The sequence below is a fragment of the Blautia sp. MSJ-9 genome (genome assembly GCF_018919065.1).
In the GTDB taxonomy this organism is placed as follows: Bacteria; Bacillota; Clostridia; order Lachnospirales; family Lachnospiraceae; genus Blautia_A.
In genome coordinates, this window is record NZ_JAHLQG010000016.1 from 1 (window position 1) to 9,207 (window position 9,207).

Annotated in this window: 11 protein-coding genes and 4 pseudogenes; 11 read left to right on the forward strand and 4 right to left on the reverse strand. The window is 40.6% G+C overall.

Going from position 1 to position 9,207, the window contains the following annotated elements:
* Both KQI87_RS04040 and KQI87_RS17475 read right to left on the reverse strand, forming a co-directional pair.
* A pseudogene (locus KQI87_RS04040) lies at nucleotides 1-324 on the reverse strand (IS982 family transposase); the annotation flags it as partial.
* A gap of 192 nt (nucleotides 325-516) precedes the next feature.
* A pseudogene (locus tag KQI87_RS17475) lies at nucleotides 517-657 on the reverse strand (IS110 family transposase); the annotation flags it as partial.
* A gap of 56 nt (nucleotides 658-713) precedes the next feature.
* On the opposite strand from KQI87_RS17475, the pseudogene KQI87_RS04045 reads away from it, so the two are divergent.
* The 3 genes and pseudogenes from KQI87_RS04045 to KQI87_RS04055 form a co-directional block, all read left to right on the forward strand.
* A pseudogene (locus KQI87_RS04045) lies at nucleotides 714-953 on the forward strand (recombinase family protein); the annotation flags it as partial.
* An 88-nt stretch (nucleotides 954-1,041) separates the two neighbouring features.
* Nucleotides 1,042-2,544: pseudogene (locus KQI87_RS17480) on the forward strand (recombinase family protein).
* A gap of 112 nt (nucleotides 2,545-2,656) precedes the next feature.
* Entirely contained in the window at nucleotides 2,657-2,839 is a 183-nt protein-coding gene (locus KQI87_RS04055; RefSeq protein WP_226845253.1) for a tyrosine-type recombinase/integrase, read from the forward strand.
* Nucleotides 2,840-3,789: 950 nt separating this feature from the next.
* Here KQI87_RS04055 and KQI87_RS04060 read toward each other — a convergent pair.
* Nucleotides 3,790-4,002, reverse strand: a complete 213-nt coding sequence (locus tag KQI87_RS04060) for a hypothetical protein (RefSeq protein ID WP_216458997.1) — start codon at nucleotides 4,000-4,002, stop codon at nucleotides 3,790-3,792.
* A gap of 103 nt (nucleotides 4,003-4,105) precedes the next feature.
* On the opposite strand from KQI87_RS04060, the gene KQI87_RS04065 reads away from it, so the two are divergent.
* From KQI87_RS04065 to KQI87_RS04075, 3 genes are all read left to right on the forward strand, one after another.
* A complete protein-coding gene (locus tag KQI87_RS04065) occupies nucleotides 4,106-4,432 on the forward strand; it encodes a SymE family type I addiction module toxin (protein WP_216458998.1) in 327 nt (108 codons plus the stop codon).
* 2 nt (nucleotides 4,433-4,434) lie between these two features.
* Entirely contained in the window at nucleotides 4,435-5,004 is a 570-nt protein-coding gene (locus KQI87_RS17485; protein WP_330655671.1) for an AAA family ATPase, read from the forward strand.
* A 374-nt stretch (nucleotides 5,005-5,378) separates the two neighbouring features.
* Nucleotides 5,379-5,738, forward strand: coding sequence for an HNH endonuclease signature motif containing protein (locus KQI87_RS04075; protein ID WP_216458999.1), 360 nt, complete (start codon nucleotides 5,379-5,381; stop codon nucleotides 5,736-5,738).
* Between the two features lie 163 nt (nucleotides 5,739-5,901).
* Here the strand turns inward: KQI87_RS04075 and KQI87_RS04080 are convergent, their stop codons facing one another.
* Entirely contained in the window at nucleotides 5,902-6,516 is a 615-nt protein-coding gene (locus KQI87_RS04080; RefSeq protein ID WP_216459000.1) for a PBECR4 domain-containing protein, read from the reverse strand.
* Between the two features lie 361 nt (nucleotides 6,517-6,877).
* On the opposite strand from KQI87_RS04080, the gene KQI87_RS04085 reads away from it, so the two are divergent.
* The 5 genes from KQI87_RS04085 to KQI87_RS04105 all read left to right on the forward strand — a co-directional run bounded on the left by KQI87_RS04085 (nucleotide 6,878) and on the right by KQI87_RS04105 (nucleotide 9,020).
* Complete coding sequence (locus KQI87_RS04085; protein ID WP_118688420.1) at nucleotides 6,878-7,195, forward strand: hypothetical protein; 318 nt, start codon at nucleotides 6,878-6,880, stop codon at nucleotides 7,193-7,195.
* 27 nt (nucleotides 7,196-7,222) lie between these two features.
* On the forward strand, nucleotides 7,223-7,864 hold the full coding sequence (locus KQI87_RS04090) for a major tail protein (RefSeq protein WP_216459001.1): 642 nt from the start codon (nucleotides 7,223-7,225) through the stop codon (nucleotides 7,862-7,864).
* Nucleotides 7,865-7,877: 13 nt separating this feature from the next.
* Nucleotides 7,878-8,255 (forward strand): hypothetical protein, encoded by a 378-nt coding sequence (locus KQI87_RS04095; RefSeq protein WP_216459002.1) that lies wholly within the window; start codon nucleotides 7,878-7,880, stop codon nucleotides 8,253-8,255.
* Nucleotides 8,252-8,419 carry a hypothetical protein gene (locus KQI87_RS04100; protein WP_216459003.1) on the forward strand — a complete coding sequence of 56 codons (168 nt, stop codon included), beginning with the start codon at nucleotides 8,252-8,254 and terminating at the stop codon, nucleotides 8,417-8,419. The genes KQI87_RS04095 and KQI87_RS04100 overlap by 4 nt, the downstream gene beginning before the upstream one ends.
* 76 nt (nucleotides 8,420-8,495) lie before the next feature.
* The gene (locus KQI87_RS04105) at nucleotides 8,496-9,020 is read left to right on the forward strand and encodes a flavodoxin family protein (protein ID WP_117510850.1); all 525 of its coding nucleotides are present in this window, start codon (nucleotides 8,496-8,498) and stop codon (nucleotides 9,018-9,020) included.
* Nucleotides 9,021-9,207: the final 187 nt, after the last annotated feature.

Here is a 9,207-nt window from a genome sequence, read left to right on the forward strand (position 1 = left end):
TCGTAACAATTCTGTTGTCTGCATCAGAGCGCGTCTTGTTCTGTTAAAACGACTTCTGCTGCAAAGCTGTGGAAAAAGATGCCTGTAGTTTCGTTTCACAAAAGAAAACCAGGCATTCTTAGAATCAACACCTGCCAATTCTCCACAGAGACTGATAGTAATGATTTCTGAGTCAGACAATTTTGCATCCAGGATATGTCGTCGGCTGGTAACTTCTGGAGGTGCAAACTGATGATACAATTCGTCAATAATAACGTAAGTGGTCAAAATAAAGTCTTCAAAAGTTGCAATAACAGTGGTATTATTATCTTGGAACTTTAACATAATGATGCCTCCTTTCGTTGTATTCCCTACAAATAGGATAGCACATTTTGTTGAAGTTTCTTTATATTTATTTTATCTAGCACAACAAGTTAAATTGGTTCTATAGAACAAGGTGTAATTCTACTTATATATTGGAGGAAAAGTTTGAAACAAATAAGTAGAGGGCAACCAAGAAATAAAGGACATGACAAAATGAGAAAGAGTAACCCATAGATTGTGTTGCTCTAAAATGTTAAAAACAGGGATCCAGTATTTTCCGGTTGATTCCATACAAACATCTGTACAGTTATATTTGGCAAGCCAATCACACAGCTCATTCAATCCTTTAGTAAAATGAATGAGAGAGAAAACTATTTATGAGAAGATTGCAGAAAAGTACAACACAAGATATGTATCAGAATATCAATAAAATCTATCATGCCGTCATCTATGTCAGATTATCTAAAGAAGATGGCGATATTTCCAGTTCAGCAAAACTGGAAAGTAACAGCATTTCTAACCAGAAAGCTTTGATTCTGGATTTCCTGAAAGACAAAAAAGATATAGAAGTTGTTTCAGTCCGAGTTGATGATGGCTACTCAGGCTCTAATTTTGAGCGTCCTGCATTCCAGGCAATGCTGGAAGACATGGTAAGTATGATTATGAGATCAAGCTGGTATATGACGATTAGTTTGCAGATTTACAGAAATTAAAGAAAGAGAAGGAGGCGCAGTCAAGATGACAGATCATAGAAAAACAGCTATTTACATCCGTTTATCCGCAGAAGATGACAATTTAGATGTCAGAGCCAAAAAAGAGAGCGACAGTGTAACTTCTCAGAGAATTCTGTTAAAATCATTTGTGATTGATCAGTTGGGTGTTGCTGAGGCAGATATCCTGGAATATGTGGATGACGGTGTCAGCGGTACTCACTTTAAAAGGCAGGGATTTCAACAGCTGCAGGATGACATGAAAAGCGGAGAAATCGGCTGTGTAGTTGTAAAAGACTTTTCCAGATTCGGAAGAGACTATCTGGAAGTTGGATTTTATATTGAATATATTTTCCCGCTTCTACAGATTCGATTTATTTCGATTAATGACAGCTATGACAGTGCAGCAAGCAACGGAATGACTGGTGGAATGAATGTAGCATTGCAGAATCTGGTATACAATATGTATAGCCTGGATTTGTCCAAGAAAATTTCATCAGCAATGCAGACGAGAACAAAAAATGGTACACGTCTTCCGGTAAATGCCAGATATGGCTATAAAAAAGGAAAAGATGGAAGGCTGGAAGTTGATCCGTAGGCTGTAAAAGTCGTGAAAATGATTTTTCGGATGGCAGCGGAAGGAACAAGTTTTGCAGATATTACAAGGGAATTGAACAGACAGGCGATTGCCACTTGTGATGAGCAGAAATTATCAAGAGGGGATCAGGTGCAGTTCCAGAGGTTTGACACGATCAAAAAGAAACACTGGAGCCCTACGACAGTAGCGGCAATTGTCCGGGATGAGATTTATATTGGAACCAGAATCTGGGGCAAAACACGTTGCAGTATGCATACTGGTCATAAAGCAGTTCTGAATGATGAAACAGAATGGGTTCGCCTGGAAAATCATCATACAGCAATTATAGACAGGGCATTGTTTGAAAAAGCAAATGAAATGCATCCGAAAAAACGGAGAATTGTTGCAGAATCACGCACCAATTTTACTCTGGAAAGACGTAAAAAGCAGCCAGCATTGCTGTTATGTGCCAACTGTGGGCATTCTTTACTAAAAGAAACGGAGCATCTGCTAAAATGCTCAGATGCTCGAACCAATGGAGATCCTGTGTGTCGAAGTCTGGTGATCCGACGGGAACCGCTGGAGGAGAATATCCTTGGGCTTGTTCATCAGTATGCAGCGTCAATGCTGGAAAAAGAAAAGAAAATATCTTCCAAAAGGCAATGCGAATACAAAGAGATTAATACTGCAGAATTGCAAAAACAGATCCGACAGTTGACCTCGGAAAAGATGAGTGGATAGCTGGAGAAAATAAAACGAAAGATAGAAGATGCGGAGAATAGCAAAAAGCTTCTTGAACAAAAAGAACTTTCTGATAAACTAAAAGATTTCTTGGGAATTCAGAAGTTCGATACAGAGAAGCTGCGTGAGATTATCAAGGTGATTCGTGTTCATAGTCAGGATGAAATTGAAATCGAATGGAATTTTGACGATATTTTTTCGGAACAGAGGTAACTTGAGCAGGACAAGAATGACTTATCAAAAGATAATAAAGGTGCTGGGACTACCTGATGGAAGCGTCAGATAGTCTTCGGCAGAAAAAAATAAAATTTTTTTTGTCCTATACTTGACACATCCACATGTATGTAGGCATACATATTGTTCCAATATGGCGAAAGCTGGAATGAATCCGAAAGCACTCCAATATTTAATGGGACATTCTGATATAGGGGTTACGTTAAATGTATATACGCATCTGGGATTAATTGATGCAAAAGAAGAGATGAATAGGATTGCAAAACTGGCATAGTATGATAAAATAATAGAAAAAAGAATTAAAAATAATCTGATTATAAGGTTCTTAGAAAGCCTGTTTTCCAGGCTGATTATTACTAAGAAGTTACTAAATTTGGATAAGAAAATATACGAATTTATGCTGTGATATACGGGAAAATGACAGGATTGAAGATTATCGGAAAATGCCTGCAAACAGCGTAAATACAGCATTTCAAGGAGTTTTAAGCAATGATAAGTATGTTATTTGTCTGTCACGGCAGTGTTTAATGGATGCCGTGAAAAGCCTTGATTTTATTCAATGTCATTAACTTAAAAGCAGAAGATATTTATTCCTAAAAGGATTAGATATCTCCAGCTTTTTTTGATATGCTTATATTGTAAAAAGAAGCCATGAACCTGCTCAAAAAAGGATGTGATTATACATGAAACATTCTCAGAAACGTACATTATAGAGAAGAAAACTACGATACCTTGAAATGCTGATAAAACCTTGCAAAATACGGCATTTCAAGGCAATTTGAGAGGAGAAATCAGGCAGGATATACTAAAAAAGTCATGTCTGAAAATATGGGTACTCAAATTTAAAAATGTCCTTGACAAAGGGTACAATTCAAAAAACAATGATTCGAGTACTTTTCGTATGCCACGGCAATATACTGGCAATGGATTAATGAAGTGCTTGGAACGCTTGATTTCACTGGGTTTTTCGGCTGTTTGATAAAGGGGAAAGGTTGAGCTTAGACCAGGTTTAGACCATTTGAAATGTGTAAAAAATGAGACAAAAATTATCAAATGGGAAGCCTTGTACATGATATTATTTATGTAGAAAAGTACACATTGGAGATTGTTCATGAGAAAATTTATGAGGATAAAAATCGTCCGGTGATGTGTGGAATTGTATCCATGCGTCACCGGATTTTTTTGTTTTCCGGAAGCGAAATGCGAATATACCGCTATATGTCGCTACTCGGAAAGATCCCGTTTCATGGCTTCGTCGATGGCTCGGTTAATAAAGGCAGTTGCACTTTCTCCCATAGCTTCAGCGTGTTCCTTGATGATGGAACGTTTCTCCGGGGTTACACGAACTTTTATTTCAACGAATCGATCATTGTATTTCTTATTTGCTCGTCTGCGAGCTTCTGAAAGTTTTGAATAGGTGGTTTTTTCTCTCCTCATGGTATTTCCTCCGACTATGTGTTGTTGCAGATCTAAGAAGAGTATAACACAAAATGGTACATGAGACCATGTAAAATTCCAAATTAAAAAGGAGACAGAGCTTATGAAGAATCAGAAAAACAGAAGTATGAAGGTATATTCCCAGAATGGAAGAAATTATAAAGCGACACCAACAATTATCCTGAAGGGCCAGCGGCTGGAAGAGATGGGATTTGCGATCGGAGATTATATTTCCGTCAGCTGTGAGAATGGGAAGCTGGTGATTACGCCGGATACTGAAAGAGCGGAGCTGGAGCAGATGAAGGCTGATTTTATGGAAAAGGAAACTAAGAAGCTGCAGAAGCAATTCCAAAGAGAAAAGGAAGAGCTGTATGCGCAGTTTGTAGCTGAGAAAAAGGCACAGTACATGGCAGAGAAGGAGGAGCGGTAATTATGAGTAAGGTTATTGTAATCGGATCACAGAAAGGTGGCGTGGGTAAAACCACGACCACGCTGAATCTGGCATATTCTCTTTGCAGTATGGGAAAGAAGGTTCTTGCCATTGATCTCGACAGTCAGGCAAATCTCAGCACCTGTTATGGCATTGAGAATACAAAGGACCTGGAATATACGATTGGTCATCTGCTGATGGCACAGATTGAGGAAGAGGAACCAGAAGAGCTGGAGCATTATATTCAGAGCAAGGATGGAGTGGATTTTATTCCTTCTTCTATTTATCTATCTGCTGTGGAGGCGAAGCTTAGAACAGAAATGGGAGCAGAGCGGATGCTGGCAGAGGTATTGGCGCCAATCAGAGACAGATATGATTATGTGCTGGTGGATACGGCACCTTCCTTTGGGATGCTTGCCTGGTATTTCTTTACAGAGGACTTTGCAAGCTGGAGTCTCAGCTTAAGTGCTTTGCTGATATCGCCATCGGTTGCTTTAATAAGACTGGCAACATCCTTCTTACCAAGGGATTCAGTTTCGACACCGTTATCAGAGAGCCATTGCTTCATCTGAACTACGCTGTTTGGATTATCCAGGTTAGTGATATTCTTCATTGCTACCATAAGAGCTGATTCGGATCTCTCATCGAAGGCGATAGCATTTTCTACAACATCCATATGAACATCTTGCCAATGCCATTATTCTTAGTGCTGTTTCTGATTATAGAGCCGTACTCAAAAGGGCAAAGCGTAATCAGGGAAGCATATATGTTATTATGATAGTGTCGAAAGTGTATGACAGAACAGAGCCTTGAGAGAAGAAATTTTCCCGGGGCTTTTTTGCATGAGTAATGAGGAAAGTAGCTGCCATGCTTGCATGAGCAGACATTTGACGAATGTCGCGACAATGAGAAAACTTGTTTTGAGTGCATGGAAGGAAGTGTAACTGTGCCTAGCAAGCCGAAGAAACCGTGTGCTTATCCAGGTTGTCCTGCGTTAGTGACAGGGCGGTACTGTGCAGAGCATGCGAAAAAAGTGAATAGTGATTATGAGAAATACGGAAGAGATAAAAATGCGAAGAGAAGATATGGTCGTGCATGGAAAAGGATTCGTGATAAGTATGCTGCAGGTCATCCGTTCTGTGAGAAGTGCTACGAGCGAGGAGTTCTGGTTCCAGTGGAGGAGATTCACCACAAGCTTCCTTTGAGTGAAGGTGGCACACATGACCGGAGCAATCTGATTGCGTTGTGTAAGTCGTGTCATTCACAGATTCATGCGAAACGTGGGGATCATTGGCATGACCGGTAGGGGGTATCAAAATCTCTGTAGACCGGCTCACCATAGAACGGCGGGTGGGTCTTGCGTGTGCAGTCGCAAAATTGAATAGGGGGGATAGCAGAAAAAAACCACCTCCCAGAGGAAATGGTACTATTGTGAAACATCGGATTTTGCTTCTGTATTATCTGAAGGATCAGTTTTTGTCTTCTGGCCTTGTTTGAGCTGATAAGCGATCCAATAGAATATCGGTGGTGTTAGAAGGAATATGTATTCGTTCTTTCTTCATCAGTGTTCGAGCTTTTTGATTTGTTTCATAATCGCGATCACCTTTTTCGAAAATGGAGCAACAAAGAAAATCATATTTTAATTCACCTTGCGCATTTGCCTTGATGATAAAGATGAAATTATCAACACTAAAATGGCTGGATATTAAATAATCTGCTTTAATGCCTGTGATGAAAGGATACATGCGTGGCATGTATGAATATAAATTAAATTTGTTATCAAGGGATTCTTTCAAGTGAACTAAAGCTTCAAGTCGAGGTTTTATCATCTCCTCGTACTGGGCTGCTTTTTGAACTTTTTCAAATAGTATTTTACCCTCAAGAATTCTATCAGCAATTTTGGCAGAAGAATAATTTGGAAGAGAGATATCTTTCATATACTGGAAGCCAGCTAAATGCGGATAATCTTCCAGAGAAAAGGTAAGATTAATTGGATACAGCTGTTTCTTATAGCCATATGTAAACAAATATCTATATTCAATTATTTCTTTCCAGGCTTGTGCAGACTGTTGTAATAGATCCATATTATACCTTGTCCTTTGCAAAAAATAAAGGACCCTGCCAATGCAAGGCCCTTAAAAAGCGTTTTCATTCAGTTCCGAAAAACCTATTCGGTTTGAGGTTATCGCATAACCCAAGGTCAGGCTCCACAACCGACTGCATGCCGACACAGTCAATTGCTTCAACACCACGATAGCTGGTCAACGCCGCTATCCTCTAACTTCATTATATCACAAAAATACTCGTAGTCAACAGAAAACGAGTTTTTGAGGAACACTATTTGCTTCGTGTTCTTAATTATTATATGTAGAAATAATGGTTTTGACAATAGAAAATATTGGAACTTGAGAAAGGAGGAATTCCGATGGCAGGAGGTGAAAGCATATGACACTGGAAGAACTGGCAGGGATGCTGGAAGAGACGGGATTTCCTTTTGCCTATGACCATTTTGCGGAAGGGGAAAGCCCGGATCCGCCGTTTATCTGCTATCTGCTTCCTGGAAGTGATAATTTTTCGGCAGACGGGCGGGTATATTTCCGGATCAGTGAAGTAAGGATAGAGCTTTACACGGACCGGAAGGATCCCGTGGCAGAAGCTCTGGTGGAAAAAGTTCTGGATGATGCCGGGATTTTTTATAATAAGTCGGAGGTCTGGATCCAGAGCGAAAAGCTGTATGAGGTGCTGTACAGTATGGAACTGTAATGATTTGTTAAATGATGGAGGGATATTATGTCTGATAAGAATAACAAGGTAAAGTATAACCTGAAAAATGCGCATTACGCTTTACTGACGATTGGTGAGGACGGGGCGGTGTCCTATGCAGCACCGGTGCCGCTTCCGGGATCCGTGTCACTGTCCCTGGCTGCCAACGGGGAGCCGGAGAATTTTTATGCGGATGGTATTGCGTATTATGTGATCAACAACAATATGGGCTATGGCGGGGATCTGGAGCTTGCACTGATTCCGGAGAGTTTCCGGACGGATGTGCTGAGAGAAGAACTGGATGCCAAGGGCGTTCTGATTGAAAACTCGGATGCAGAATTGGCACTGTTTGCCCTGCTTTTTGAGTTTGACGGGGATGTGCGCCATATCCGCCATGTAATGTATAACTGTTCGGCTTCCCGTCCGAAGATTGAAGGCAAGACCAATGAGGAGAAGAAGGAAGTGCAGACGGAAACACTGACCATTAAAGCCACGCCGCTGTCGGATGGAAAGGTGAAGGCAAAGACAGGGAATACTACGGATGCAACTGTTTATGCAGACTGGTATAAGTCGGTGTATCTGCCGGCTGCAGATCCGGTTTCTTTGCAGACATCTGATAGTGGAAAGTCTATTGTGGATGCTTCAGGAAATGGAAAAGCACTGAGCTGAGGGGGATTCGGATATGAGCATGATGAAGAAGATTGAGATTAACGGGAAGGCGGTTGTTTTTAAGGCTTCTGCCGCCATTCCGCGTATTTACAGGATTAAGTTCCAGAGGGATATCTACAAGGATTTATCTGTTCTGGAAAAGAGTATCGGGGACGGGGATCCGGAAAAGTCTTCCCTGGATCTGTTTTCCCTTGAGATGTTTGAGAACATTGCGTATGTGATGGCGAAGCATGCGGATTCGTCGATTCCGGATAATCCGGAGGACTGGCTGGATGAGTTCAATACGTTCAGTATTTATCAGGTTCTGCCGAAGCTGATCGAGCTGTGGGGAATGAACATCAGGACGGATGTGGAGGCTAAAAAAAACTTCATGCAACAGACCGCGAAATGACAACTCCCCTGTTTCTTCTCCGGTGTGTGCAGCTGGGGATTTCCATCCAGGATCTGGATCTGCTGACTATCGGGATGGTGAATGATATGTTTGTGGAGAGCAGGAATGATGAGTACAAAGGATGGAGAAAGGTTGCCACACAGGAGGATTTTGACAGGTTCTGATTGGTGAAACATGATGACAGGATAAGCGAAAAAAGGTATAATGATTTCATGAAATCAGAAACTGGGGGTAACATACATGAAAATCGTAATTATTAACGGAAGTGCCAGAAGGGGAAACACGCTGACGGCGATTGACGCATTTATAAAAGGGGCGTCAGAAAAGAATGAGATTGAAATCATCCAACCAGACAGACTTCATATAGCACCTTGTAAGGGATGCGGGGTCTGTCAATGTTATAAAGGATGTATTGATCAGGATGATACAAATCCCACGATTGATAAAATTACTGCTGCAGATGTGATTCTTTTTGCTACTCCGGTATATTGGTGGGGAATGTCTGCGCAGTTGAAACTTATCATTGATAAGTGCTACTGCCGCGGTTTGCAGCTGAAAAATAAAAAAGTTGGAACAATCGTTGTGGGAGGATCCCCGGTGGACAGTATCCAGTATGAGTTAATTGACAAACAGTTCGACTGCATGGCGAAATATCTTTCATGGGATATGATTTTCCAAAAATCATATTATGCAACAGCCAGTGATGAACTTGCAAAAAACAAGGATTCTATAAAAGAACTTGAAAATATTGGAAAAAACTTATAAAGCATATTTAAAGTTCCAGGTTTCAGGAAAGAAAAAAATAAAAATAATGATGAAAGCATTTGTCAGGATGTGATCTGCCCCTTGTCAAGTAGACAAGCAAAATATTCAAAATGAATTTCTAAATGTACCCGCCATGTCTGATTTGATGTGGCGGGTATTTATGTTTATGAAACATTTATTCCACGGC

Bases quoted from the DNA above. Each gene is read 5' to 3' on its own strand.
- KQI87_RS04060 (WP_216458997.1), bottom strand. From the start codon at position 4,002: ATGAGGAGAGAAAAAACCACCTATTCAAAACTTTCAGAAGCTCGCAGA.
- KQI87_RS04065 (WP_216458998.1), top strand. From the start codon at position 4,106: ATGAAGAATCAGAAAAACAGAAGTATGAAGGTATATTCCCAGAATGGA.
- KQI87_RS17485 (WP_330655671.1), top strand. From the start codon at position 4,435: ATGAGTAAGGTTATTGTAATCGGATCACAGAAAGGTGGCGTGGGTAAA.
- KQI87_RS04080 (WP_216459000.1), bottom strand. From the start codon at position 6,516: ATGGATCTATTACAACAGTCTGCACAAGCCTGGAAAGAAATAATTGAA.
- KQI87_RS04085 (WP_118688420.1), top strand. From the start codon at position 6,878: ATGACACTGGAAGAACTGGCAGGGATGCTGGAAGAGACGGGATTTCCT.
- KQI87_RS04090 (WP_216459001.1), top strand. From the start codon at position 7,223: ATGTCTGATAAGAATAACAAGGTAAAGTATAACCTGAAAAATGCGCAT.
- KQI87_RS04095 (WP_216459002.1), top strand. From the start codon at position 7,878: ATGAGCATGATGAAGAAGATTGAGATTAACGGGAAGGCGGTTGTTTTT.
- KQI87_RS04100 (WP_216459003.1), top strand. From the start codon at position 8,252: ATGACAACTCCCCTGTTTCTTCTCCGGTGTGTGCAGCTGGGGATTTCC.
- KQI87_RS04105 (WP_117510850.1), top strand. From the start codon at position 8,496: ATGAAAATCGTAATTATTAACGGAAGTGCCAGAAGGGGAAACACGCTG.